19 protein-coding genes and 1 tRNA gene are annotated in these 26,922 nt (G+C 51.7%); 14 read left to right on the plus strand and 6 right to left on the minus strand.

Translation table 11 applies throughout. The annotated features are described in order from the left end of the window. The first annotated feature begins 5 nt into the window (after positions 1 to 5). The 3 genes from DCW36_RS15525 to DCW36_RS15535 all read left to right on the plus strand — a co-directional run bounded on the left by DCW36_RS15525 (position 6) and on the right by DCW36_RS15535 (position 3,782). Positions 6 to 1,154, plus strand: coding sequence for a methionine aminotransferase (locus DCW36_RS15525; protein WP_114783914.1), 1,149 nt, complete (start codon positions 6 to 8; stop codon positions 1,152 to 1,154). A gap of 100 nt (positions 1,155 to 1,254) precedes the next feature. Continuing rightward, entirely contained in the window at positions 1,255 to 2,925 is a 1,671-nt protein-coding gene (locus DCW36_RS15530; protein WP_114783880.1) for a T9SS type A sorting domain-containing protein, read from the plus strand. Between the two features lie 83 nt (positions 2,926 to 3,008). Beyond that, the gene (locus tag DCW36_RS15535) at positions 3,009 to 3,782 is read left to right on the plus strand and encodes an amidohydrolase (protein WP_114783882.1); all 774 of its coding nucleotides are present in this window, start codon (positions 3,009 to 3,011) and stop codon (positions 3,780 to 3,782) included. 328 nt (positions 3,783 to 4,110) lie between these two features. On the opposite strand, the gene DCW36_RS15540 is transcribed toward DCW36_RS15535, so the two are convergent. Both DCW36_RS15540 and DCW36_RS15545 read right to left on the minus strand, forming a co-directional pair. After that, positions 4,111 to 4,503 (minus strand): hypothetical protein, encoded by a 393-nt coding sequence (locus DCW36_RS15540; protein WP_114783884.1) that lies wholly within the window; start codon positions 4,501 to 4,503, stop codon positions 4,111 to 4,113. Continuing rightward, the gene (locus tag DCW36_RS15545; protein WP_164891156.1) at positions 4,503 to 6,812 is read right to left on the minus strand and encodes a T9SS type A sorting domain-containing protein; all 2,310 of its coding nucleotides are present in this window, start codon (positions 6,810 to 6,812) and stop codon (positions 4,503 to 4,505) included. The genes DCW36_RS15540 and DCW36_RS15545 overlap by 1 nt, the downstream gene beginning before the upstream one ends. A gap of 152 nt (positions 6,813 to 6,964) precedes the next feature. Here DCW36_RS15545 and DCW36_RS15550 point away from each other — a divergent pair, with 152 nt between their 5' ends. Next, complete coding sequence (locus DCW36_RS15550; RefSeq protein WP_114783888.1) at positions 6,965 to 8,251, plus strand: UDP-N-acetylmuramoyl-tripeptide--D-alanyl-D-alanine ligase; 1,287 nt, start codon at positions 6,965 to 6,967, stop codon at positions 8,249 to 8,251. A 241-nt stretch (positions 8,252 to 8,492) separates the two neighbouring features. Here the strand turns inward: DCW36_RS15550 and rfbC are convergent, their stop codons facing one another. Together rfbC and DCW36_RS15560 are read right to left on the minus strand one after the other, a co-directional pair. Next, entirely contained in the window at positions 8,493 to 9,041 is a 549-nt protein-coding gene (rfbC, locus tag DCW36_RS15555) for a dTDP-4-dehydrorhamnose 3,5-epimerase (RefSeq protein ID WP_114783890.1), read from the minus strand. Positions 9,042 to 9,096: 55 nt separating this feature from the next. Further along, positions 9,097 to 10,221, minus strand: coding sequence for a glycosyltransferase family 4 protein (locus DCW36_RS15560; protein WP_114783892.1), 1,125 nt, complete (start codon positions 10,219 to 10,221; stop codon positions 9,097 to 9,099). 319 nt (positions 10,222 to 10,540) lie between these two features. On the opposite strand from DCW36_RS15560, the gene hflX reads away from it, so the two are divergent. The 3 genes from hflX to ppk1 all read left to right on the plus strand — a co-directional run bounded on the left by hflX (position 10,541) and on the right by ppk1 (position 14,697). After that, the gene (gene hflX / locus DCW36_RS15565; RefSeq protein WP_114783894.1) at positions 10,541 to 11,728 is read left to right on the plus strand and encodes a GTPase HflX; all 1,188 of its coding nucleotides are present in this window, start codon (positions 10,541 to 10,543) and stop codon (positions 11,726 to 11,728) included. Between the two features lie 247 nt (positions 11,729 to 11,975). Beyond that, positions 11,976 to 12,470, plus strand: coding sequence for a SixA phosphatase family protein (locus DCW36_RS15570; protein WP_114783896.1), 495 nt, complete (start codon positions 11,976 to 11,978; stop codon positions 12,468 to 12,470). 121 nt (positions 12,471 to 12,591) lie between these two features. Then, complete coding sequence (gene ppk1, locus DCW36_RS15575) at positions 12,592 to 14,697, plus strand: polyphosphate kinase 1 (protein ID WP_114783898.1); 2,106 nt, start codon at positions 12,592 to 12,594, stop codon at positions 14,695 to 14,697. Positions 14,698 to 14,820: 123 nt separating this feature from the next. Here ppk1 and DCW36_RS15580 read toward each other — a convergent pair whose 3' ends face one another. Together DCW36_RS15580 and DCW36_RS15585 are read right to left on the minus strand one after the other, a co-directional pair. Continuing rightward, entirely contained in the window at positions 14,821 to 15,873 is a 1,053-nt protein-coding gene (locus DCW36_RS15580) for a DUF6268 family outer membrane beta-barrel protein (protein ID WP_114783901.1), read from the minus strand. A gap of 93 nt (positions 15,874 to 15,966) precedes the next feature. Further along, entirely contained in the window at positions 15,967 to 19,791 is a 3,825-nt protein-coding gene (locus tag DCW36_RS15585; protein WP_240676199.1) for a metallophosphoesterase, read from the minus strand. A gap of 443 nt (positions 19,792 to 20,234) precedes the next feature. Here DCW36_RS15585 and DCW36_RS15590 point away from each other — a divergent pair, with 443 nt between their 5' ends. From DCW36_RS15590 to DCW36_RS15620, 7 genes are all read left to right on the plus strand, one after another. Further along, positions 20,235 to 21,449: a Pycsar system effector family protein gene (locus DCW36_RS15590; RefSeq protein WP_114783903.1), complete on the plus strand. Its 1,215-nt coding sequence runs from the start codon at positions 20,235 to 20,237 to the stop codon at positions 21,447 to 21,449. A 142-nt stretch (positions 21,450 to 21,591) separates the two neighbouring features. Next, a complete protein-coding gene (locus tag DCW36_RS15595; protein ID WP_114783905.1) occupies positions 21,592 to 22,926 on the plus strand; it encodes a dihydroorotase in 1,335 nt (444 codons plus the stop codon). A gap of 60 nt (positions 22,927 to 22,986) precedes the next feature. Continuing rightward, positions 22,987 to 23,241, plus strand: a complete 255-nt coding sequence (locus tag DCW36_RS15600) for a DUF6364 family protein (protein WP_114783918.1) — start codon at positions 22,987 to 22,989, stop codon at positions 23,239 to 23,241. Positions 23,242 to 23,399: 158 nt separating this feature from the next. Beyond that, a tRNA-His gene (locus DCW36_RS15605) sits at positions 23,400 to 23,476 on the plus strand. A 250-nt stretch (positions 23,477 to 23,726) separates the two neighbouring features. Next, positions 23,727 to 24,647 (plus strand): PfkB family carbohydrate kinase, encoded by a 921-nt coding sequence (locus tag DCW36_RS15610; RefSeq protein WP_114783909.1) that lies wholly within the window; start codon positions 23,727 to 23,729, stop codon positions 24,645 to 24,647. 146 nt (positions 24,648 to 24,793) lie between these two features. Continuing rightward, entirely contained in the window at positions 24,794 to 24,994 is a 201-nt protein-coding gene (locus DCW36_RS15615; RefSeq protein WP_114783920.1) for a hypothetical protein, read from the plus strand. Between the two features lie 148 nt (positions 24,995 to 25,142). Continuing rightward, the gene (locus tag DCW36_RS15620) at positions 25,143 to 26,378 is read left to right on the plus strand and encodes an NAD(P)/FAD-dependent oxidoreductase (RefSeq protein ID WP_114783910.1); all 1,236 of its coding nucleotides are present in this window, start codon (positions 25,143 to 25,145) and stop codon (positions 26,376 to 26,378) included. The last annotated feature ends 544 nt before the right edge of the window (positions 26,379 to 26,922 follow it).

The raw sequence follows: 26,922 nt of genomic DNA on the forward strand, positions 1-26,922 counted from the left end.
ACCCGATGATAAACTATCCCTCCAGCAAGCTTCCCGATATAAACACCAGCATCTTCACGGTGATGTCGGCCCTTGCTACTGAGCACCACGCCCTGAACCTGTCGCAGGGTTTCCCGGATTTTAACTGCCCGGAGCCCCTGGTTGAACTGGTAAACAAATACATGCGCGATGGCTTTAACCAGTATGCGCCCATGCCCGGTGTGCTGCGCCTGCGCGAAAAGATAAGTGAGAAAACGGAGAAATTATATGGTTATCAGCCAAATCCGGATACAGAAGTAACGGTTACAACCGGAGCTACCGAAGGTCTTTTTGCGGCCATTACTGCCATCGTGAAGCAGGGCGACGAAGTGGTGGTGCTGGAGCCCTGTTACGATTCCTATGCGCCTGCTATTCGCCTGGCGGGTGGCATGCCGATTTATGTGCCGCTGGCGGAGCCTACGTTCCGGGTAGACTGGGACCTGGTGAAGAGACGCATCTCTTCCCGCACCCGCGCCATCATCATCAACACGCCCCACAACCCCACCGGAGCCGTCATGACAAAGCAGGACATGGACATCCTGGCCAACATAACCAACGGCACCGATATCCTGGTGATTAGCGACGAGGTGTACGAGCACATGGTGTTCGACGGGAAGGAGCACTACAGTGTACTGCAGCACCCTTCGCTCCGCAGGCGCAGCTTTGTTGTTTCTTCGTTCGGCAAAACCTACCACACCACCGGCTGGAAAGTAGGTTATGTGGTTGCCCCGCCCAGCCTCACAACAGAGCTGCGCAAAATGCACCAGTTCCTCACCTTCTGCACCGCCACACCTTTCCAACTGGCCATAGCCGATTTCCTGGAAGAGGAGGCCCATTACCGCACGCTGCCCGACTTCTACCAGGCCAAACGCGACACCTTCCTGAAGCTGATGGCGCCCTCCCGTTTCAAGTTCATTCCCACGGCAGGTACTTACTTCCAGCTGGCTAAGTACGATGCCATCACCACCGAGCGGGATGTGGATTTTGCAAAACGCCTCACACAGGAGATAGGTGTAGCCACCATTCCGGTTTCTGTATTTTACCACGACAAAACTGATAACCACTTCCTCCGCTTCTGCTTCGCCAAAGGAGACGAGACACTGGAGGCAGCTGCTGAACGGTTGGTGAGGTTGTAAGAGATAAAAGTTATTCCCCTTTACGAAATACCTGTATTCTTGTAATATAAATTAAAGCTTAGTTTTGGAATTTGTACCTTTGTGAACTTATTTAAAATCAATGAAGGCAAATTTACAAAAGCAATTCCTGCTACTAGGGTTGCTGATTATTTTAAGTACACAAGTTCTGTGGGCACAAGTACCTGCTACTAAAGTATGGGACAAAACCATTGGAGGAAATGGCGCAGATTATTTATATAGCCTCACAACATCTGCAGATGGAGGGTATTTATTAGGTGGAAGTTCTAATTCATTACCGAACGGAGACAAATCAGAGGAAAACAGGGGCGAATATAGTGTGTACAATTATGATTATTGGGTTGTAAAGATAAATGCTGATGGAAGTAAAGCATGGGACAAACCATTCGGCAGTGATCAGGGCGTCGATGAATTACGGTCCGTCATCAGGACGGCAGATAATGGTTACCTGCTCGGGGGGTACAGCTTGTCCTATGGAGCCGGAGGCGACAAAACGGAAGATTCAAGGGGTAACTCCGACTTCTGGATAATTAAAATTAATGCCGATGGAAGCAAAGTATGGGACAAAACTCTTGGCGGAAGTGGTTATGAATATTTAAACACATTAATACAAACTGCTGACGGAGGCTATTTAGTGGGAGGAGCCTCAACCACAAATATCGGCGGTGAAAAAACAGAACATTCCAGAGGTGGTTTTGACTTTTGGGTAGTAAAGCTTAACGCCGACGGCAGCAAAGCTTGGGACAGGACTATTGGGGGAGGCGATGGAGAAATATTAGAATCTCTAATAGCTACACCAGATGGGGGCTACCTTTTAGGTGGAACATCTAATTCAGGTATTGGGGGAGACAAAACCGAAAATAACAGAGGCACATTTGGGGACTATTGGGTGGTGAAGCTGAACGCTGATGGCAGCAAAGCTTGGGACAAAACTTTTGGTGGAAGTAATGAGGAAAATTTAATGTCACTTGCAACGACATCAGACGGAGGCTACCTTTTGGGAGGAATTTCATATTCAGGTAGTGAGCATGATAGAACAGGTAGTAGTAAGGGCTTAGCTGATTATTGGGTAGTGAAAATTAATTCAGAAGGCAACAAAATATGGGATAAGGCCTTTGGGGGATCTGATTATGATTATCTGATTTCTTTAGTTGAAACAGAAGACAGAGGGTATTTGTTGGGAGGAACCTCCCTCTCAGATGTTGGAGGAGACAAAACCGAAAATAACAGAGGCATATTGGGTGATTATTGGGTTGTAAAGATCAACTCTGAAGGCAGCAAAGTTTGGGATAAAACCTTTGGGGGGAGTCATAATGAAGAGTTTATGTCTTTGATCAAGACCGCAGATGGCGGTTATTTGCTGGGGGGGATAACTGATTCAGGTACCAGCGGCGAAAAGTCAGAAGCAAACAGGGGAAGTTTTGATTATTGGGTGGTTAAAATACAAGAAACAGTTACTACAAGCATAGGCGAACTGAAGCAAGAATCAAACAGACAGTTTCTGGTTTATCCCAATCCGGGCAACGGAAGCCTTAAAATAAAATTATATGACCCTAAGTTGGGAACAGCACTGGTAGCGTTGGTGCTTTATAATACTCTGGGCCAGCAGGTGCTTTCCGAGACCTTAACCGGATCGGACGTACAGGTAGGTGCTATACTAAATACCTCCACACTACCTAATGGCACATATTATCTGCACCTACAGGTTCAGGAAAAAATACTGAAGACAAAGATTGTAATTAACGAAGGTTAAAGACCAGAAAGATTTGCTTATTTTACCTCTGCCTGTACAGCCATAAACGGAAGCAACCAGAACCATCTTACCATTTAATCCAAATGAAAGATCTTACCGTCACCATTGTACAAACAGCCCTGTACTGGCAGGATGCCGAAGCCAACCGGCAGCTGTTTTCGGAAAAGCTACAAACTGTCGCACCCAAAACAGACCTGATCGTGCTGCCCGAAATGTTTACCACCGGTTTCAGTATGGAAGCAAGCCAACTGGCAGAAGAGCAGGAGGGGGCAACACTGGCCTGGATGCGGCAGGAGGCGCAAAAGCACCAGGCGGTGCTGACGGGCAGTATCATAGCCAGAGAAGGCGACAACTATTTCAACCGCCTGCTGTGGGTGCGGCCCGATGGCAGCTACGAAAAGTACGACAAAAAGCATCTGTTCCGGATGGCAAAGGAACACCATACCTACACGGCAGGAACAGCGCAGTTGGTGGTAGAGCTGAAAGGCTGGCACATCATGCCGCTGGTGTGCTACGACCTGCGCTTCCCGGTGTGGAGCCGCAACCGCGACAACAGCTACGATGTGCTGCTGTACGTGGCCAACTGGCCCGAACCCCGCCGCCTGGCCTGGCAGACGCTGCTGCAGGCGCGCGCCATCGAAAACCTGGCTTACGTTGTCGGCGTAAACCGCGTGGGCAAAGACGGCAACAACCACCCCTATTCCGGCGACTCCGCCATCATCCATCCCAAAGGCCACAAACTCCTCGAAACCAGCTACCAGGAAGGCATCCACACCCTTGCCCTCAGCCCGCAGGAGCTAACCGATTTCAGAGCAGCCTTCCCGGCCCACCTGGATGCAGATGCGTTTACAGTCTGAGAAGTTTGGAAGTTTAGGAGTTAGAGAGTTTGGGAGTTAGAGAGTTTAAGAGGTAGAAAGGTCGAATTTGTAGGGGTTGAAAACTTTCAACCCTATAATCTTCAACCCTTTAATAGGGAGGTAGAGAGGTTGGGGGTATGGTTGTAGAGACGCGCTGCCCGCGTCTCCTGCACGAACCACTGACAACCCCAATCCTGTTATTCCTTAAATCTTCTTAATCGTGTTCAGACAAACCTAATCCTGATAATCCACTAATCTGACGAATCCGAATTCAGACAGAAAAGCAAACATAAAATCAAAAAAATCAATCAATCCTGCCATCAGCGGTTCAGGCAAAATACCGCTGCAGCTGCCTATACACCGTCTGCTCATCGTTAACCACACTGAAAGCAAGCAGTGGCCTTGCCTGCAGCATCCGCTGGAGCCGCTGATTGATGCCATACAGGAGCAGGAGCCTGTCCGGGTGCGGGGTGAGCAGTTCTTCCAGCACGGGCATGATGGTTCCGAAGCCAGCTGCGTCTTCATCTGCTCTGATGCATACAGCAGCCTTATCCGCTTCCTGTAGCAGGCGTACGGCGTACTGCTGCAGCATCGTGTCCGACTGCGCATCCAGGTCGAAAGTGGAAATTCCGGGAAAGGTTTTTTTTACATGCGCCAGCAGAGGCTGCTCATATACAGCTCCTGCAGCGTTGCTTAAGTCTATCAGCAAAAAAGCCTGCATTATTCTACTACCAGTTTTATTGTTTCGTGTTGCCCGTTGCTGCTGGTTGCCCGCACCAGGTACACGCCTGCATTAAAGCCTTTCAGGCTGATGGTGTGGTTGCGGTTGTAGGTGTCGGGTGCCAGGTATACTGCCCGCCCGATGGTATCGTAAATGGTGATGGCTACCGGTTCTGACGCCCGCACTTTTACCAGGCCCTGCAATGTGCTGCCTGCGGGATTGGGATATACCTCCAGTTGCAGCCCTGCCTGCTCGGTTGGGTTGTAGTTGTTGCCGCTGGTCTGCTCCAGCAGGTACAGGCCTCCCGCCTGCGAGCCCACCACCACATACAAATTTCCCGGACCTCCGCCTAAACCGGCAACCGTAATGCCCAAGCCGCGCCCGAAGCGGGTTTGCTGTGCTTCTTCCAGCAGCGGGTTCTCCAGCAGCATGGTTTCAGGAATGAATTTGCCGGTGAGGTTATCGGTAAAATTACGGTATACTTTTAGCGTGCCGGTTTCGTCCACCGTCAGCAGGTCCGGATCGCCGTTGCCGTCGAGGTCGGCTGTGGCAGGATAGAGGTTGCGCTGCCTAAAGTCGAAGGCGATGCCGCCGAAGCTGTTGGTAACCGGTGTGAAAGCGGGCGCCTGTGCGCTGCCGGTGTTGCGGTAGTAGGCAAGGGCGCCACCGGCTTTACCCAGCAGCATATCCAGCTTGCCGTCGCCGTCAGCATCTGTAAAGCAGGGGGCGTCGCCGTCGGTGGTGTTGAGCAGGAGTTGCTGACTTGCAAAGTCGAGCTGCATGGGCTGCCCTTTGGCTGCTGTGTTCGGGATGTAGCTGATGCGGGTGGTGTTGTTTTGTTTCAGGCGATAAGTAAGCACCAGGTCTGCTGCGCCGTCGTGGTTGATGTCGGCAAAGACAGGTTTAATGTGCAGGAACTCATTTGCCGCCAGTCCTAAAAAATCAGCTGTAGCAAGTGTGAAGGCGGGGGCTGTGGCGGTGCCGGTGTTCCGGAAATAGCTGAGCGAAGAAGTGTGTTTTCCGTTAACGACAGCGGCATAATTTCCCGCCAGCATGTCCAGCTTGCCGTCGCCGTCGATATCGGCAAAAGCGGGATAGGCGCCTTCTCCAAAATCGAGCATGTGCCCCTGCAGAAAATCTTCCTGTACAAATTCGAAAACCGGTTGTTCGGCGGTGCCCTTGTTCCGGTACAGCCAGACGTTGCGCTGCAACTGGTCGTTGTCTTCGTTCAGGGTATTGTTGGAAGAAACCAGCAGGTCCGGAATGCCATCAAACGTGACGTCTTCGTAATAAGCTGCCGGAAAACGGCCAATGGCAGCAGGTGTTGTACCGGACGGGAAAGTTGCGTCAAATCCTGTCATGACGGCGTTTGTGCGTGTGCCCTGGTTTTCCATTTTGATCAGGTTGCTACAGCCTACGTTGCCCACCAGCAGATCTTTGTCGCCGTCGCCGTCCAGGTCAATGGCCAGGAGGGCGGAACCTTCGTGGCTGGTGTGTAAGGGCGCTGCCAGGCGCTGCATCAGCAGCGATGGCGGGCACTGTTCGTTAAACAGGTAGTAGTTGCAGTCCTGGCAGACAACCCGCTCGTTCAGCTGTTCACAGGCTTCACACTCCGTAATGCCGCCCCACCAGTTTGTTTCCTGCACAAATTTCAGGATCTGGCAGGGCAGATTTTCTTCCACCCGCAAATTTTTATAATACTCCAGCCGCTCGCCCGGCGAAAACTCCTGCAGCAGGATGTCCAGGTCACCGTCGCCGTCCATGTCTACGATGGCGGGAATGTCTGTTGCCAGCATTTGCATGTTGCTGTTGTTGCCGGACCGGCCCCGGTAAAACAGGGCTTCCTCGGCCAGTTCAAAAGCAACCTGGTTCCCGGGCACCTGCCGGTATACTTTAATGCCCAGCGGACTGCTCGTGAAAATATCTTTCAGGCCATCGCAGTTGAAATCGCGCAGCAGCACCCACGCCTCCAACTCTGCCGGAAACAGCACCTCGTACTGCGGCGCATACTGGTAGCGCCATGCCCCGTTTTCCTGCACCGCCAGGTATGTAAATACTTTTCGGGCCATCCGGTCGAAAATGAAAAGATCGTCCTGCCCGTCCTGGTTTAAATCGATGGTGGAGAACTGCGGCGCGTTAAGGCCGCCGCTCCAGGGAGCAGCAAGTGTGCCGGCAGATGTGGTAACCGGTATGTCGTGGCGGAGGCGGAACTGGATAGGCGTCTGTGCCTGGCACAGCACCGGCAGCCACAGGCAACACAACAGCAGGGCCAGTAGCCACGTTTTAGTTAAGTTAACACGGTAAGTCATAAGAAATATTTTAGCGATAGCACAGGCAGGCACTGTCGCTTTTGCCGTTTCGAATGTATATTGCCACCACACCAGTAACACTACCATACGTTTGCTGCACCTGTAACGTAAACAGCTTCGGGGTAGCATCTGTTTTATAAAATTACGATTTCATGCCGAATACTATTGAGTTTCTTTACCAGAAATACCTGGAGTGCCGGTTTGTAAGCACCGATTCGCGGGCACCGCAGGACCAGAGTATGTTTTTTGCGCTGAACGGGCCTAATTTTAAAGGCGCCAAATTTGCGGTGCAGGCGCTGGAAAAGGGTGCCCGCTATGCCGTTGTTGACGATCCGGCCCTGGCGTCCGATAATTGCTTTGTGGTGGAAGATACGTTGCAGGCGCTGCAGGACCTGGCCCGGTATCACCGCCAGAAGTTAAGCATACCGGTTATTGGCATCACGGGCTCTAACGGCAAGACCACCACCAAAGAGCTGATTTATGCGGTGCTGAGCCAGCAGTACAACACGCTCTACACGCAGGGCAACCTGAATAACCACATCGGGGTGCCGCTTACGCTGCTGCGCCTGAAGCCGGAGCACGAGATGGCGATCATCGAGATGGGCGCCAACCACATCGGGGAAATTGCCTTGCTGAGCAGCATCGCCCTGCCCACCCACGGCCTCATCACCAACATCGGCAAAGCGCACCTGGAAGGCTTTGGCAGCCTGGAGGGAGTGGCGCGCGGCAAAAGCGAACTTTATGTGCACCTCGACAAGACAGACGGGACCGTGTTTGTGAACACCGCCAACGAGCACCTGATGCGCATGAGCCGCCGCATCCGCAACAAAGTTACCTATCCCGGCCCCGGTGATTTCTACCACAGCGAGCTGCTGGAGGCGTCGCCGTACGTGGTGTACCGCGACGAGGAAGGGTATGAGGTGCAGACGCAACTGGTGGGCTCATACAACTACGAAAACATGGCCGCAGCCGCCTGTATCGGGAAGTATTTTGAGGTACCGCTGGAGAGGGCGAACCAGGCCATTGCTGCGTACAGCCCCGTCAACAACCGGTCGCAGGTGCTCACCAAAGGCAGCAACACCATTCTGCTGGATGCCTATAACGCCAACCCTACCTCTATGGCTGCTGCTATCCGGAACTTTGGCGCGATGAAAGCTGCCCGCAAAGTGGTGATTGTGGGCGATATGTTTGAGATGGGAGCAGAAAGTGCCGCAGAGCACCAAAGCCTCGGGCAGCTAATGGCAGAGCAGGATTTTGACACGGTGCTGCTGTGCGGAAAGGAGATGGAGCATGCGGCCCGTGTTTCAGAAGCGTTCCAGTATTTTGAAACGAAACCTGAACTGGAAAAGTGGCTGCAGGAGCACCCGGTAACCGACAGCTATGTTCTAATTAAAGGCTCCCGGGGAATGGGGCTGGAAACGCTGCTGGAGCGGTTTTAGGCCTGAGTTTTGAGCAGCAGAGGCTGTGGTGGCAGGTGCAGCAGATTATTTGTCTGAACCAGGATGAAGCAGATTCAGGGATTTCTCAGATTTCATGTATGGCTGTAGATACGGAAGAGAACCCGCGGAATCATGTTTCAGGTGCAGGTAAGGCTGTGGTGGCAGGTGCAGAACAGAAATATTATAAACAGGAAGAGCAGGCGAGTTAGATCACCTGCTCTTCTTGTTTCTATAGCAGCACTTAAATACTGAAAGTAGATTCGAAATCCTTTAGCAGCGGCAGCACTGCATCTTTTGGCGAGATCAGCGGATCGGCAATTCCCCAGTCAATGCCGATGTCCGGGTCGTTCCAGAGGAGGCCGCCTTCGGAAGAAGGTTGGTAATAGTCGGTGCATTTGTAGAGGAAAGTGGTGCCTTCTTCCAGGGCAACAAAGCCATGGGCAAAGCCTTCGGGTATGTAGAACATGTTGCAGCGCTCATCGTCCAGCAGGCACGACACATACTGGCCGTAGGTAGGCGAACCTTTGCGGATATCCACTGCCACATCCAGGGCCTTACCGGAAGATACGCGTACTAATTTTCCCTGCGCAAAAGGAGGTTTCTGAAAATGCAGCCCCCGCAACACACCTTTCTTGGAAACTGACTGGTTGTCCTGCACAAACTTCGGGCTGATGCCAAAGGGCTCAAACATCTTTTCGCTGAAGGTTTCCAGAAAGAGGCCGCGGTCGTCTTTAAAAACCCGTGGTAAAAATTCAATCAGGCCTTCGATGTGGTAAGTTTTAAATTCCATTTTTATTGTTACTGTTTATTTACATGTTATGTCCGGATTCTGTCTCCGCTATTAATCATCGGGTGGCTGGCGTGCTGTTGGTAACCTCTGCAATAGCCTTTATATATTTCTCGGTCACGAAGCGGTCGTTAAACTTTTCAGTTGTTAGCTGCCGCCCTGCCTGCCCCATTTGTTCCAGTTGGCTGTCGGGGAGCTGCATGAGCTGCATCATTTTTTCGGCCAGGTCGGTGCTGCTGCGCGCACAGCACAGCAAGCCGTTTTTCCCGTGCTGCACCACCTCCCGGCAGCCCGGTACATCGGTGGCAATGAGCGGTTTGCCCATGGCGGCTGCTTCCAGCAAGGTGCGGGGCGTACCCTCGCGGTACGAGGGCAGCACCACGCAATCGGCCCTGCCTATGACCGGAGCCACATCGTCGGCGGTGCCCAAATAGTCAATCACGCCCGTTTGCTGCCACTTGTGCAGGGTGCTTTGGCTGATGCCGGAGCGGCGGCCTTCGGGTATGGCGCCCAACAGCTGGCATGTTGCCTCCGGGAAATTCTTTTTTAGCAGGCGGCAGGCCTCTACATACTCTGCCACCCCCTTTTCATACAGCAGCCGTGCCACCATCAGGAACACAAAAGGCTGATGGCGTACAAATGTTCCGGCAGGCGTAAAGCGCTGCAGATCGATTCCGGAGCCCGGAAGCACATCGGTAAGGGCAGGCTTCACCAGTTTGCGGGAAAGAAACAGCTGGCGGTCGTCTTCGTTCTGGAAGAAAACCTTACGCGGATACCGGAAAGCCACCCGGTACAGCAGCAAGGCAACAGCAGACACAAAGCCTTTGATAATAAAAACCGTCCCAAGCCCCGACACGTTGTTGATAGCCGGAATGCCGGCCATTTTTGCTGCCAGCGTACCATAAATGTTCGGTTTGATGGTGAAATGCAGCAGCACATCGGGTTTCAGGCGGCTATAGATGCGGTACAGCTTCCAGATCAGGAGCAAATCTGCAAAAGGATTGGAACCCTTCCCCATCCTGACCGGCACAAACCGGCAGCCGGCTTCAATCAGCCGTTGAGTGTAAACATCCCGGGGGGCAATGGCCACCACCTCATGCCCCTGCGCCAGCAGCGCCCTGACCAGGTTCATCCGGAAATTATAAATGTTCCAGGAGGTATTGATGACAATGGCAATCCGCATATAACCGTTCTGTTCCCGCAGCCCCAAAGATACATTACCGCCGGCTGATTAATCACGTAAGTTAGCCATTTTGCACTTCTATCAGGAAAATTATTTTATCTTGCACGGTTTGTACCGGTCCGGCGGCGCCTTTTAACTGCTGTGTTACCTAAAGCTTCTGTTGCAGGTAAAGTTAACTGAAGCGAATTTCTGCCTGGTTAAATAAAAGCAGGATAGCCCCGGCAAAGGGTATTTACGTAAAACCAAGCGTTGACAAAAAAAGAAGAGGAAGCTGCAAACAAACTGCCCGCTGCTGTACCAAATGCTTAACTGATTATTAATGGGGAAAAAACAATTTTACGAAACCGCAAAACCACAGGAAACCGCGGTGCTGGTAGCCGTGCCAAGCTACCGACAGTCCGATGAGCAAACCGACGAGTACCTCGATGAGCTTGCTTTTTTAACAGAAACTGCCGGCGCCAAAGCCATAAAACGTTTTGTGCAGAAGCTCGACAAACCCGACACCCGCACCTTTGTGGGCAGTGGCAAGCTGGAAGAAATAAAGGCTTTTGTGAAGGAGCACGAGGTGGATATGGTAATTTTTGACGATGACCTGAGCCCTTCGCAGGTGCGCAACATCGAGCGGGAGCTACAGGTGAAGATCGTGGACCGGAGCCTGCTGATCCTGGACATTTTTGCACTCCGGGCCAAGACGGCACAAGCCCACGCCCAGGTAGAAATGGCCCAGTACCAGTACCTGCTGCCCCGCCTCACCAACCTCTGGACCCACCTTTCCAAGCAAAAAGGGGGTATCGGTATGAAGGGTCCGGGTGAAACCGAGATTGAAACTGACCGCCGTATTGTGCGCGACAAAATCTCGCTTTTGCGCGAGCGCCTGGATAAATTCGAGAAGCAGAATTTTGAGCAGCGCAAGTCGCGGGCCAGCATTACGCGGGTGGCACTCGTGGGCTACACCAACGTAGGCAAATCCACACTCATGAACCTGCTCTCCAAGTCCGATGTGTTTGCCGAGAACAAGCTGTTTGCTACCGTTGATGCCACCGTGCGCAAAGTGGTGCTCGACAACGTGCCGTTCCTGCTGTCTGATACGGTAGGGTTTATCCGGAAGCTGCCCACCAAACTGATCGAGGCCTTTAAGTCGACGCTGGACGAGATACGTGAGGCGGACCTGCTGGTGCACGTAGTGGATATTTCGCACGCATCGTTCGAAGACCACATTGCCGTGGTAAACAACACGCTTAAAGACATACACGCAGCCGACAAACCGGTGCTGCTGGTGTTCAACAAAATAGACAAATACCTGGAGCAGCGCGAGCAGGAGCTGCAGGAGGAAGGCGAAATCGTGCGCCCGTCGCTCGACGACCTGAAGGAAACCTATATGGCCAAAGTACATGCGCCAGCCCTTTTTATCTCAGCCACGAACAAAATCAACATCGACCAGCTGCGCGAAGAGCTGCAGCGGCGCGTAGCGGAGATCCATTTTCAGCGCTATCCGCATAATGTGTGATATTTATATGATTGGATGGCTAAATTGTTAAATTGTTATTTAGCCATCCAACCGTAAAGTATTTCTGCGCCTGCCACCACACCCTCTCCTCAACAATTTGACCATTCAACCATCAACACATCAGCACATTACCCCATTAACACATTACCACATTACCCCATCAGCACATTAAAAGCACAACCATTACGGCGTATTTAAGTACAAACACAAAGCCACCGCAGCTGTGGCTTTTGCTGATGTTACGCCCATGAAAACACTTTACATACTTCGACATGCCAAATCGAGCTGGGAATTTGAAGAGCTCAGCGACCACGACCGCCCGTTGAACAAGCGCGGGCGTGGCGATGCCGTACTGATGGGGCAGGAACTTATATCGCGTAAGGTAAAGCCCGACCTGATTGTATCGAGCCCTGCCGTCAGGGCTATATCTACGGCCACACTTTTAGGCAAAGAGTTAGGCTACGATCCTAAAGAAATCTTAGTTGACGACCGGGTATATGGCGCTTCGAAAAAGGTGTTGCTGGAGGTAGTGCAGGAAACACCTGCCGAGGTGAAAAGGCTGTTGCTGGTGGGGCACAACGAGGCGCTTTCGGAGTTTGCGAATATGCTTTCGCCCCAGTCGGTTTCCCGAATGCCAACCGCCGGTATGGTAGCCCTGAAATTCGACTGCGAAAGCTGGTACGATGTGAGCCGCGATAAAGCCGAGTTGCTTTTCTATGATTTTCCTAAAAACTACAAATAGCAGAAACAGACCAACCGGGCCGTTTTCCGTACGTTAACAGCAACAGCAACCCGGTGTAGCCGGTTTGGCAAACGCTGATTTAGTATCACCAGTAAGGGCCTGGCAAAGGCTGCTTTATTACATGGAACAGGAAAAACCAACTACGAAAGGCAAGGATTATCCACTTTTAGACAGGGAGCTGAGCTGGCTCGCGTTTAATTACAGGGTGTTGCAGGAAGCAAAGGACCCGCAGGTGCCCCTGCTCGAGCGCATTAAGTTTATGGCCATTTTTTCGTCTAACCTCGACGAATATTTTAAAGTACGGGTGGCCACCATCAGGCGCCTGATCATGCTTAAAAAGAAAACCCGCCAGAAGCTGGCGCAGGAGCCGCTAAAAACATTCGAGCAGCTTATTCAGGAAGTAAGGCGGCAGCAGGAGGAGCTCGGGCGTGTGTTCCGGGATGGAATTATGGCCGACCTCCGGAAAGAAAATATTCACCTGCTTACCGAGAACGACCTGAACCCGGAGCAGGAGGCGTTTGTGCAGCAGTACTTCAGGAGCAAACTGCAACCGCTGCTACACCCCATCCTGCTGGACGATACCGAAACCCACCTCTTCCTGAAAGACCAGACGGTGTACCTGGGGGTGCGTTTAACAGCTCCTGCCAGTGCCGATGCACTTCCCGGGCAAATTGCCATGATCGAGATACCTACCAAAAGGCATGGCGGCCGCTTTGTAAAGTTACCTACCGTAGACGATCAGCGCTATGTCATGTTTATCGACGATATCATCCGGTTCTGTCTGCCTGCGCTCTTCCCGGATTATGGCTGCTTCGATGCCCATGCCGTAAAGGTGTCGCGCGATGCGGAGCTGGACATAGAGGAAGAGGTGTCGGGGAATTTGATGGCCAAGATCAAGAAAAGCCTGAAGAAGCGCGAGACCGGCTATCCTGCCCGCCTGCTCTACGACCCCACTTCGCCGCCGGTGTTGCTGCACGCCATTATGGCACATACTGGCATCTCGGAAGACGCCCTGGTAGAGGGAAGCAAATACCACAACTTCCGCGACTTTTTCCAGTTCCCGGACTTTAACCTGCCCGACCTCAAATACGTGCCGCAGCCAACGCTGGTGCACCCGAAGCTGGAGCACGAGCCCAGCATTATGGCAGCCATGAAGAAACAGGACTACCTGGTGCACTACCCCTACCAGAGCTTCAGTTACGTGATTCAGCTGTTTAACGAGGCCGCCGACGATCCGAAAGTTACTTCGGTAAGCGCCACGCTCTACCGGGTGGCAGAAGATTCGGCCATTGCACAGGCGCTGATAAAAGCGGCCAATAACGGAAAACTGGTAACGGTGGTGGTGGAGCTAAAAGCCCGTTTTGATGAGGAATCGAACATCTTTTGGGCGGGTAAGCTGCAGAAAGCGGGCGCCACCGTAATTTTAGGACTGCCCGACCTGAAGGTGCACTCCAAGCTCGGCCTCATTACCCGCAACGAAAAAGGAAAGCTGGTAAACTATGCCTACCTGAGCACAGGCAACTACAACGAGCAGACCTCCAAAATCTACACCGATCATGCCCTCTTTACCACCAATACTGCCATCACAAAAGATGTGGACCAGGTATTCAACTTCTTGATAGATCAGCAAGCCGACAGTAAGTTCAGCAGCCTGCTTGTGGCGCCTGTAAACATGCGGGAACGTTTTCTGGAACTGATAAACCGCGAAATCCGGAATGCTAAAAAAGGCCTGCCTGCTTCCATGCTTCTGAAGATGAACGCACTGCAGGACGAGCGGATGATAAAGAAGCTGTATGCGGCCAGCCAGGCGGGTGTTAAAATTCAGCTGATCGTGCGTGGCATCTGCTGCCTGGTACCGGGCGTAGAAGGTGTGAGCGAAAACATCGTGGTGCGCAGCATTGTAGACCGGTACCTGGAGCATGCACGGGTGTATGTTTTCCACAACAACGGCGAGGAGCAGTACTACATCGCTTCCGCCGACTGGATGACCCGCAACCTGAACCGCCGCGTAGAAGTTGCCTTCCCGATCACGCAGCCCGACCTGGTGCAGGAGGTGCGTGCTATCCTGGACCTGCAGCTGCAGGATAACACCAAAGCCCGCAACACCGACAACACCTACATACAGCCTCAGGAAGAACAACAGCAGGTGCGGGCACAGTACGATACCTACCATTACCTGCGCAGCCTGGTGCAGGAAGAGGAAAACCCGGAGCGAAAGGAAGAGTAGCTGCTGATAAAACAGAGCAGCAAAGGCTGTGGTGGCAGCGGCAACAGCGTTTATTTGATAAAAATAATTCTGCTGCCGCTGTCACCACAGCCTTTGCTGCAGCTAACCACGGGTAAGAAGCGGTTATTTGTTCTTTTCCGAGAATTTACGTGGCGGAACCACAAACAGTTCTACGCCTACATAGCCTGTTCCGGCCAGGTCGCTTTTTATGATGTAGTTTTGGCCTGAGGTACCGATATCGTCATAGATGTTGTAGCGGAAGTTATGCCTGTAGCCTCCTTCCACCGAAAACCACAGGAAATCGTAAATCTCCTGTTCCAGCCTCAGCAGTAATTTAAGGTCGGTGCGGCGAAGCTCGAGCTGGTCGAAACTGGAAAGCGGCTCATGCTTTACATACATGTTGTAGCTGGCGCCATCCAGTTTATAGCCGGCGTACAGCAGCGTTTTCTCCGACACATTCCGCCGCACCCGGAGGTTTGCCGGCACGATCGCTTCTATCCCCCACCGGTCGTTAAAGGTGCGGTTATAAATGGCGGCCGGGAAAATGCGCCTGCGCCCAAACGTGTAGCCCCACTGCAGGCCAATCCCAAACACATAGTTGGGACTTTTTTTCCAGCCATAGAGCAGGTCTACAGAAGTTTTCAGGTAATCATTTCTGCTTACATTTTCGTTGGTATAGTCGCCGTTCAGTTCTCCTTTAACACGCACCAGGTAAAAGTTCTGCTCGTTTACGGAGTGCAGAAAGGCCGCCTGTGCTCCTAAGCTTTTCAGGTCCTTATCATGCAGGTTGGAGTAAAGGCTGTAGCTTTCAAACGGCTCTACGTTCGACTGTACATTCGTGAAATCGTACTCTTCCAGGTTATAACTCACCCCAAACAGAAGCTTGTTCTGCGGTTTGTTCAGCACCGGAAGTATGATCCTGGCATCGAACACGTTGTTGCGCCTTACATGCCCGCTGCCATTTCCTATGGTCGAATTGCTGGATTCTGATTCTATGTCGAACTGGGGCAGGCGCTCATAGCCGACCACAATGCCCCGGCCTTTGCCCATGCCTTCAACAGATGGGCTGGCGTAAAGTATCGTCTTTGCTTCCTCCGCATCCCGCTGTTGCGCCTTAGCCTGCTGCGCCAGGAGCAACAGCGGCAAAGCCACTATCAAGGTAAAATATTTTTTCATAGTTAGGTAGATAAATGGTGGTAAAATAATGTCATGTATCAGTTTTATTGTACAGGAACGGTACGCATAAACAGTGGTTGCATTTGAAGTTGATTAAAAAAGGAATCCGAAATCCAGTGCAAACAGCTTGTCGTCTTCGCCTATGGTATAGGTAAAGGTGACCACTTTGTTTTTAAGTAAATCAAGCCACAGGCCGCCTCCTACGCCTGTATGAAAACTCTCGATAAAGCCTTGCTTCGGTTCGTTGTCGTGTACGATACGGCCGGCATCAATATGTCCTAAAATGCCCAGCTTGCTGCGCGACACCAGCAGGTTGAGGTCGGCCAGGCCTATCCGTGCCTCGCCATTGGCATACATCACACTGCGCCCGGCAAAACGGGTGCGGCGGAAGCCTCGCAGGTTTTCCGTTCCGCCCAGGGTGTTGGCCTGGTAAAAACGGAAGTTGCCGAAATTATGTGCTCCGCCAACGCGTCCGGCCCACGTTAGCTGGAACGGGAAGCTCGGGCTGACATAGAAACTGAATTCTGAACTTAGGTTCATGTAGTGCAGGTGTTCTGCCCCCAACTGGCGGTTATAGCTGATGCTGTTGAGAAAACGCATCCCGATGCGCGGGTTCGACTCTTCTTCATCGCCACCAAACACGATCACATTGGCAAAGGCTGTGGCGCCTGCATAGTTCAGCGCATTAAACTCGCCTGTTGCGGCATTAAAAGTTCCGGGCTTCAGGTTTCCTGCCTTTGCCTCGCTCAGCAGGAACGTTTCTGCGTCAGGCTTGTCTACTTTAAAACGCTCGAAGGTGGGGCCTATGCCCAGTTTCAGGAACGAACTGAAGTCGGTGGAAAGCGCAACAGAGGCAGCCTGCCGTTGGTAGCGTACCCGGTAAAAACCTACATCCTGCTCCTGCGATTGCTTTGTTCTGTTGCCAAAACCGTAAAAATTGCGCTGGTACTGCGGCCCCTGCAGGTACGTGTTAATGTTTAGCCCCCAGTCGCCAAAAACCTTGTTGATGTCTGCTGTGTAACGGATGTTGTAGGAGTTTGTCAGGAAGGCAAAGTTTGCTTCCAGCAGGTGTTCTGCCGCATAAGGGGTATTCCTGAAATTGTATGTCCGGAGCAACAAGCCGGCACCCAGAAACAGGCCATCATCTACGTTGTACTCAGCCGACAGGCGCGGCCCGATGTAGGGGATCTTGTATTCGTTTCGGTTGTAGATGTTTACATCCGGAAATTCGGCGGTTCTGTCTTTGGTTTCAGGACCGAAGGAGAAGGTGTTGCCTGCGTGGGTATCGTACACCACCGTACGCTTTCGCTGGCCCCGCACATGTGAGTTGTCTGTTATAACGTCTTCTCCGTTTCCGCCTATAATACGAATCAGCGGACTTCTGCTCACCTCGCCTGTTACATCAAAAATATCCTGTCCTCCCTGCCCGTAGAGGCGCAGTTCTTTTGTTTCGGAAAAATAAAACGTGCGGTTAAAGATGGTGTCGCGCACCTCGCCCTCTTTGGTAATTTTAAGCACGGTAACCTGGGTGCGTTCGTTGTCGAGGCGGTTCACCATAAAGTGTTCGTGTTTGTCGGAGCCGGTTACGTCTACCACCTTGGAGATGTGTTCATAAAAAGCCTCGGCGGCCTGTGGCAGTTTCTGGCTGCGCGCCTTCAGTTTGGCTGCAATCGTTTCGCCGGATAAAACGCGTATGTTCTCCGGCCACTGGTTAATAGCTTCCCGGATAACGGAATCGGTCATGCTTGCCTTTATCGCTTCGGCATGGCGTATCCAGTCTGCCCGCGTTAACTTGGAGGTAAAGGCGCGGTCCAGGCTAAGCGCACTCAGGTTGAGGCCCACGATGTCGTTAAAATCATAGCCAAAGTTCTGAATGTTGCGCACGCCCCACTTGCGGGTAGCCAGCCAGGGCACAATGCCGTCTGCTTTAAAAAAGGCCTGATCGCGGTCTTCGGGTACAGGCGTGTAGCGTTTGCCGGGCTCCGGATCCAGGTCCTCTTCTTTCCAGCGCCACTGGCCCTCGTGCCTGTCCCAGTCGCCAATGAGCATGTCGAACAGGCGGGCACGTGCAAAGGCCTGTTCATCCACTACGTTGTCGTTATCTTCGCTTACCTCCCGGAACACTTTATCCGTGCCTACCAGGTTTTGGGCATATCCCAGGCTGGCGACCGTTTCGTGGTTTTCGTCGGCGTCTTCCTCAAAAAAGGCCAGCGTGTTCCCGAACTCATCCAGGTACTGCCGCAGCAAAGGCGTGTTGGGAATGTAAACCAGCTCTGGGTTGGTGTGGTACACACCGGCAGCGTTGGAAAGTGGCGGAATGGCAAGCGCGCCGTACGGATGCTGGGCCGATATCTGGTCCTGCAGCAAGGGTTTTACAGCTGTTTCGCGCAGGTACTCCGGGAGGATGGTTGTCGGATCTTTGTTAACGGTGCGCAGTACATATTCTTCCGCCTCCTCGTTTCGCACCTTCAGTGTGGCGGTTTGTTTGCCGCCCCCTTTCTGGTAGGGCCGCAGGCCGCCCTTCTCGGTTCCGAGATCGATAAACGGCACTGTAACAGGGGTCGTCCATTCTTTGCGGTAGTGGCCGCCGAGCAGAGCTTTGCGCAATCCTCCGGCCTTGTAGTTCTGGTTGGCGGCCAGCGTGATGGTGCTGTCGGCATAATTTGTTTTGTCTTCCACCAGGGGCACTTCCGGCCGGGGCTTTTTGGCGTAGAGCGGAGTCCGGAAGGTAACTCTGCCGGTAGAGCCGTTTCCTTCGGGTACCCAGAACTCGGTCCATACTTCCCCGTTTTCGTAGTAGAGCAGTTTGGCGAAACCCTGGATAGACTGCACATAGGTAGCGCCGTTGCCTCCTCCGGTTGTTTTGGTGTACTGGATTTTGCAGCCCGACCCGCTTACAATCTGGGGCAGGTTGTTGATCTTGAAATATTCCAGCGCGTGCTCGTGCCCGGCGGCATATACAATGTTTTCGTATTTATCAAAGATGTTCATCAGGCCCTGGATGTAGGCCTGGTAACGGGGGTGCGGGATGTCCTGCAGAATGCCGCCGTACTTGCGGGCAAACGGGTAAATAGACCCGATCACCGGCATGGGCAGGTAAATCCAGTCGCGCAGCATGGTAAACGGGAAAATGTGGTCTTTCAGCGTAAAGAAACCACCGTGCGCCCCGTTGCTGGCGAGCGGGTGGTGGCCCACCACCAGGATATCGCTGCCGCTGTTTTTTTCGATGATATCTTCCAGTTGCATCAGGAAGTCTGCTTCGGTAGCTGCTCCGCAACCCGAGTTGTCGCCGTAAGGCCTTTCGAAGGGGTGCAGCCACCACTCCGAGTCGATGGCAATCAGAACAAGATCATCGTAAATTTTAACTTCATAGGGGCCGGGGCAGCCGTTGCCGGGAACAAAAAAGTCGCCGCCGACCACAATGTTTTCCTCGGTCAGGTAATTGTTTACATACACCTGTTCCCGCATGATCGCCTCCAGGCCGCCGCGCCCGCTGTGGTTCCAGTCGTGGTTGCCCGGTATCATGTACTTCTCGCCCGGGTAGCCTTTGAGTACATCCAGCTGTGCATTCAGGCGCTTTTCGGAAATTTCGCGGTCGTATTTGCCCGGCTCCGGCAGCCCGTTATGATAGACATTATCGCCCAGGAAAATCGTAGTGCTGGTTACGCCCGCTTTGTCCATGTGCTGCCGCATGAGCTTAAGCGTAGGTTCCTGTTTATCCAGTTCAGGGGCGCCTACATCTCCAACCAGGAAAACGGTATAGAGGACATTGTTTGGCGAGGAGGGTTCTTTTTGTTCCCAGTTATGGGCATCGGGGCCATAAAACGGAGCTTTTGAAACACAGGCCGTGAAAGCCAGAACAAGCGCTGTTAACAGTGAGCGAATAGCAACAGTGCGCATGAAGCGGTTTTTTTTCATAAGTAGTATAGGTCACTTTTTCGTCCTGCCGGAGAAGCGGCCACTGTTGCCAAACAGCACTGAGCAGGTTGCTGGCACAACCCTGCCTGCCACATGAAGGACTGGCTGGTTTCTGCCTTTTTCTGATAACGGCAGAAACATACTGAATTACTCCACTGCAGGCTCTGGAGCTGTATGTACGCATGCTTGTTGCAGCATATGAACAGGTGCAGCTGGGAAAGCAGAACTGAAGTAAATAACGAGTACAAGCTGGTTTTAGTTGTTTTTCCATGCAAGTGAAACCTGGCACATGCGGTTTGGTGCTCTAAGCCGGCTTTAACAAAATACAGTTATTAACGTAACCGCAATCAACAGTATAAAATAAGAGCGCTTGCGCTTACCTGCTGTCGGTGCCAGGGACATGGCTTCCGAAATTCCTCTGGCCACACAGTATCAATAGCATTATGGAAGACAAAACAATAATTCAACAACAGGCAAAGATTGTACTACAGGCAAAAGAGTTTGTAGCGGCTCTGTTTAAAGAAAGGCTTTCCAGGAAACTGGTTTATCATAACTTCAAACATACATGTGATACCGTGTCTGAGGCGCAGCAACTGGGGGAGATGCACCAGCTGCCCGAAAACGAAATGCAGGACCTGCTGCTGGCAGCCTGGTTTCATGATACCGGTTATATAAAAACATATACCGGGCACGAGGAAGAAAGCGTGCGTATTGCTACGGAATGGCTGGAAAGGCAGCTGTACCCGGCGGAGCGGATTGAGTTGATTGCCGAGTTGATTATGGCCACCAAACACACCAACCAGCCGGTGGGGCTGCTGCAGGAAATTATTGTGGATGCTGACCTGTCGAACATTGGCAAGAACACGTTTTTTGCCACGGCCGAGCTGCTGCGCCTGGAGTGGGAGATTTTCCTGGATAAGTTTTACTCGGAGCGGGAGTGGGCGCAGTTCCAGATGGACTTCCTGTTGTCTACCACTTTCCGGACCTCCGAGGCGCAGCGCAGGTTTGCGGCGCAACTGGGGCTCAACATCCAGGACCAGCGCAACAACCTGCACACCGAAGTAAAGAAGGAAAAGAAATCGGAGAAGAAGCACCGCAAGACCCTGGCGCAGCCTAAGCGTGGCATCGAGACCATGTTTCGCAACACGTACCGCACACACCTGAACCTGAGCGCCATCGCCGATAACAAGGCGAACATGATGATCAGCCTCAATGCCATTATCATCTCCGTTATTATTACCTACCTGAGTGCCAAGTCGTCGGTTATCGGAACCGACTTTGCGCAGCACCGCACGCTCATCATTCCAATCGGCATGCTGCTGCTCACCACGCTTGGGTCTATTGTGTTTGCCATTATATCGGCCCAGCCCGACGTTACGCGTTTCACGTTCAACGAAAAAAAGGTAGTGAACCGCAACGTAAACCTGCTCTTCTTCGGCAACTTCACCAACCTGACGCTCGAGGAGTTTCAGCAGGGGATGCACGACATTATGCGCGATAAAAATTCGCTCTACACCAACATGGTTACCGACATTTATTACCTGGGCGAAGTGCTGGACCGCAAGTACAAGATCCTGCGCATTTCCTACACCATCTTTATGGTGGGGCTGGTGCTTACGGTAGTTTCGTTTGCGGTTGCGCTGCTCACGTACGGGTAACAGCAGGGAGCAGCGGGAGTGGTGGCTGGTGCAGCAGACTTTATTTGGTTAATCCGGGTTCAGATAGCATTTGCCTTATATCCTCCCAACAAGCCTGCCTAAAAATGAAGCAGGAAACGCGGTAATTCTGTAACTTAGCCACATGAAATCAATCCTCATAAAGAACGCGCAACTTGTTAACGAGAATACAGTTACCACAGCCGATGTGCTGGTACAGGACGGACGCATTGCGCAGATTGCCCAAAACATAACAGCCACGGCTGACGAAACCATAGACGCCACAGGCCTGCACCTGCTGCCTGGCGTGATCGACGACCAGGTACACTTCCGGGAGCCGGGGCTGACGCACAAAGGAACGATTGGTTCTGAAGCAAAGGCTGCGGTGGCTGGTGGCGTAACCTCTTTTATGGAGATGCCCAACACCGTGCCCAATGCCGTAACGCAGGACCTGCTGGAGGATAAGTTCGATATTGCCGCCGAAACCTCGCTGGCCAACTACTCCTTCTTTATGGGCGCTACCAACGATAACCTGGCGGAGGTGCTGCTCACCAACCCGAATACCGTGTGTGGCATCAAGATCTTTATGGGTTCCTCTACGGGCAATATGCTCGTAGATAATGTGGAAACACTGGAGGAGATTTTCGCCAAAGCCAGGTTGCCGATTGCCGTGCACTGCGAAGACGAGCAGACTATCCGCGACAACATGGCTTTTTATGAAGAGAAGTATGGCGAAGACATTCCTGTAAAATGCCATCCGGAAATCAGGAACGAGACTGCCTGTTTTAAATCGTCGTACACGGCTGTAAAGTTGGCCGAGAAGCACAACACGCGCCTCCACATCCTGCACATCTCCACCGAAGAAGAGCTGTCGCTGTTCCGCAACGATATTCCGCTGCAGGAGAAAAGAATAACTGCCGAAGTGTGTGTGCACCACCTGTGGTTCGATAAAGAAGATTACGACACGCTGGGTACCCAGATTAAATGTAACCCCGCCATTAAAGAGGCGCGCCACAAGAAAGGGCTGCTGGAGGGGCTGCTGGACGACAGGCTCGACATCATCGCCACCGACCATGCCCCCCACACCTGGGAAGAGAAACAGGCGAAGTATAAAAAAGCGCCATCCGGGGTGCCGCTGGTACAGCACTCGCTGCAAACCATGCTGGAATTTGTGCAGCAGGGCAAGCTGCCACTGGAGAAAATGGTGGAGAAAATGAGCCATGCGCCAGCTATATTGTTTAACATCCGGGAGCGCGGCTACATCCGGGAAGGCTACTGGGCCGATTTGGTGCTGGTAGACCTGAACAAGCCCTACACCGTGAGCAAAGACAACATCTACTACCACTGCGGCTGGTCGCCTTTCGAGGGCTACACCTTCGGTAGCACCATTACCCACACCATCGTATCCGGGCACCTGGCCTTTGCCAACGGCAGCTTCGACGAGAGCAAAAAAGGAGTGCGGATGCTGTTTGACAGGTAGGCGGAAATATCAAGCAAGTTGTACGTGCTGATTTTGGTATTTTGTACGTATGTTATGTATATGGATACCAAACTTACTTTAAAGCTGGATAAGGATGTGATAGAGAAAGCGAAAGCTTATGCCTCTGCTCACAACCAGAGTTTGTCAAAGCTGATTGAAACTTACCTGCGGTCGTTAGTAGCAACGGAGCAAACCGATGACGATGAAATTCAGATTGCGCCGTTTGTGGAAAATTTAGCAACCGGCGTAAACATTCCTGTAGACCTTGATAACAAAAGTGAGTACGCAAAACATCTGGCCAAAAAACATAAGTGAAGAATGCCTTAAAGAATTAAGTCTTGGACGTAAAATAATCAGCCTGATTAGCAGAGAGTTCTGTTTTTGAAGCTGCAGCTGAAGCAAAATTTTACATTTTTTGCGCCTGTCGTATTGCAAATCACAAATTCAGGCGTATATTTGCAATCTCAAACACGGTGGTTGTAGCTCAGTCGGTTAGAGCACCAGATTGTGATTCTGGGGGTCGTGGGTTCGAGCCCCATCTTCCACCCCAAGCCCTTGAAGCTTCAAAACTTCAAGGGCTTTTTTATTTTATTGTTAAATTGCCACATCGTTTGTCAGAATCAGGATTTACAGAATTTTAGCATAACCAGGAGCAGAGGCAATGGTGGCAGGAGCAGAAATGTTTTTCTGTTATTATTTATAGGGTTGAAAGTTTTGAACCCCTACAAATCCAACCTCTTTCCCTTTCTGACTTTCTAACTCCTAAACTCTCTAACTCTAAAACTCTTAAACTTTAAAAGATGAGCTTACTCGTAGTCGGATCTATGGCGTTTGATGCGCTGGAAACACCTTTCGGAAAAACAGATAAGATAATTGGTGGAGCTGCTACCTATGCTGCTTTGTCGGCGTCTTATTTTGTAAACCCGGTAAATGTGGTATCGGTTGTTGGGGGCGACTTCGACCAGGAGCACATCCGGCTCATGCACCAGCGGGGCATCGATACCGAGGGGGTACAGGTAAAGGAGAACGAGAAGTCGTTTTTCTGGTCGGGCCGCTACTTCAACGATATGAACAGCCGCGAAACGCTGGTAACCGAACTGAACGTGCTGGCCGATTTCGACCCGGTAGTGCCTGAGAGCTACCAGAACTGCGAAATCCTGATGCTGGGCAACCTGGCACCGCAGGTACAGCGCACGGTAATAGAGCGCCTGAACAAGCGCCCGAAGCTCATCATCATGGACACCATGAATTTCTGGATGGACATTGCGCTGGAAGAGCTGAAGCAGACTATTGGCCTGGTAGATGTGCTGTCCATTAACGATGAAGAGGCGCGGCAGCTGAGCGGCGAGTATTCGCTGGTGAAGGCGGCCAAAAAAATAATGGCACTGGGTTCGAAGTTTTTGATCATTAAAAAAGGAGAACACGGCGCGTTGCTTTTCAACGAAGAAAAAGTGTTTTTTGCCCCGGCCCTTCCGCTGGAAGAAGTGTTTGACCCAACCGGAGCCGGCGATACATTTGCGGGTGGTTTTGCAGGCTACCTGGCCAGAACCGGCGATGTAAGTTTTGATAATATGAAGCGCGCTGTGATCAATGGGTCGGCACTGGCCTCGTTCTGTGTAGAGAAGTTTGGAACCGAGCGCATCATCAACCTGAGCAGCAGCGAAATTGAAGCGCGTGTGCAGCAGTTTGTAAACCTGGTAGCCTTCGATACTGTACTTTAATAGCTGCTTTTGCCGCATCAGCCTGTCAGGCAGTTAAAGGGAAGCTTCGGTTTCCCTTTTCTTGTTTTACAGCACTGTCGGCAACAAAAGTGTAACAAAGTACGGGTGTGTGCGGTAAAACTAGTATAACTAATGAAGAGAAGGACATGAGCTTAAAAAATGAAAATAAAAAGAACCTGGACGAGTTGAAGAAGAATAATCCGAACGCAAAGGATACCAATAAGCCGATGGGTAACATCGAGCACAGCCCGAACAGGAATGCACTAAACGCAGACGATACGAAAGTGCAGAACCCGAACCGTAACCTTGCGAAAGGTGGTAACAATACACCATTAAATAAGAAATAACCACCTACACATGATATATGAAAAGAGGAAAGCCTGTAAGCCTTCCTCTTTTTTTGTGCCTTTTTGCTGCCATTATGCCTGCTTTTGGGGCTTTTCTTGCAACAATGCCGTAGATATTTGATAATTTACGCGCTTCTCAACCTCTTTTATGCAAGAAGCTGATATTTGTATTGTAGGAGCCGGTCCGGGAGGGGCAACCGCAGCGCTTCACCTTGCCCACAAAGGCATTCCTTCTGTTTTAGTTGATAAAGCTGTTTTTCCCCGTGATAAAATTTGTGGTGATGCCCTCAGTGGCAAGGTGGTAAATGAGCTGAAGCGTATAGCGCCCGAGCTGCCCCAACTGCTGAGCCAGGAGCCGCACCAGTTGCCCTCGTGGGGTATTCATTTTATTTCGCCGGGCGGCCATAAGCTCAGCGTACCGTTTAAAAGCAACTACAACACCACCCGCGACACCCCCTCCGGCTACATCGTCAAGCGCATCCATTACGACAATTTTCTGGCAGAAGAAGTAAAAAAACGTCCCGAGATCACGTTGCTGGAAGGAGTGGATATCGCCTCTTACCAGAAGCAGGAAAACAGGTTTGTACTCTCTGATAAAAGCGGAAAGGTGCAGATCAGCTCCCGCTTGCTGCTGGCGGCTAACGGAGCACACTCCGCCTTTGCCCGGCATTCGGCAGGTATAAAACAGGAGCCGGAGCACTACTGTGCCGGGCTGCGCGCCTACTATAAAAATGTGGCGGGGCTCGATAAAGACGGGTTTATTGAGCTGCACTTCCTCAAAGACTTCCTGCCGGGTTACTTCTGGATATTCCCGCTGTCAAATGGCTATGCCAATGTGGGCGTAGGCATGCTGAGCAGCGTGGTAAGCAAAAAGAAGCTTAACCTGAAGCAGGAGATGCTCCGCATCATCAACACCCATCCTGAATTCAAAGCCCGCTTTGCCAACGCAGAACTACAGGGCAACATCAGTGGCTACGGCCTGCCCTTGGGCAGCAAGCGCAGAATCATCTCCGGCGATAACTACATGCTGCTGGGCGATGCTGCTTCCTTGATAGATCCGTTTACCGGCGAAGGCATCAGCAATGCCATGATCAGCGGGCGCTGGGCTGCAGAACAGGCGGCGCAGTGCCTGGCGCAGAACGATTTCTCTGCCAGCTTTATGCAAGGCTACGACAAAGCCGTGTACAACCGCCTCTGGAAAGAACTGAAGCTAAGCCGCCAGATGCAGCGCCTCCTCAACTACCCCTGGCTTTTCGACCAGGTAGCCAGCAAAGCCACCAAAAACAAAGCCTTAGCCGAAACCATCTCCTGCATGTTCAACGACCTGGACCTCCGCGAAAAACTAAAACAACCCTCGTTTTACCTGAAGCTGCTGTTTAATTAGTTATTCGTTATTGGTTATTAGTTATTGGGGAGATTATGAAGGCGTGAATTGTGATCGTAGGGGTACCCTTCACGGGTACCCAATCGTTTGTAAGGGGTTTGAAAAATGTTCTGCCCCAGCCACAACTGCCTCTGCTGGTTTGCCTGAACCGTTGATGGTAGTGATGAAATGATTTTTGTGATTGTCTGAATCAGGATTTACAGAATTTTAGGATTTTCAGGATTGGCACTATCTCGTTTCCACCTACCTGGTATAGCTGAGGCAGAGGCTATGGAGGCAGGTGCAGTAAACCTGAGAAGCTGTTTCGAGTGAAGCAGGTTAATGCAATCTGGTAGAAAGTACCTTCCGTTTTATAACCTCTTTTAGCAGGCGTTTCTGCAGCTTGCCCACAAGGTACTGTCTTAAAAGTCAAGTTTTTTTATAGGATAATTTTGTTATCTTTGTCTTACCCAAAAGAGAGCTCCCAGCCGAAAGGTCACGGATGTTCATCTTGTGTAGCCCCGCTAGCCGGGGCTACTTTTTTATGCTGCTGCGCAGCAACCCA

Source organism: Botryobacter ruber, from assembly GCF_003347595.2.
Lineage (GTDB): Bacteria > Bacteroidota > Bacteroidia > Cytophagales > Hymenobacteraceae > Pontibacter > Pontibacter ruber_A.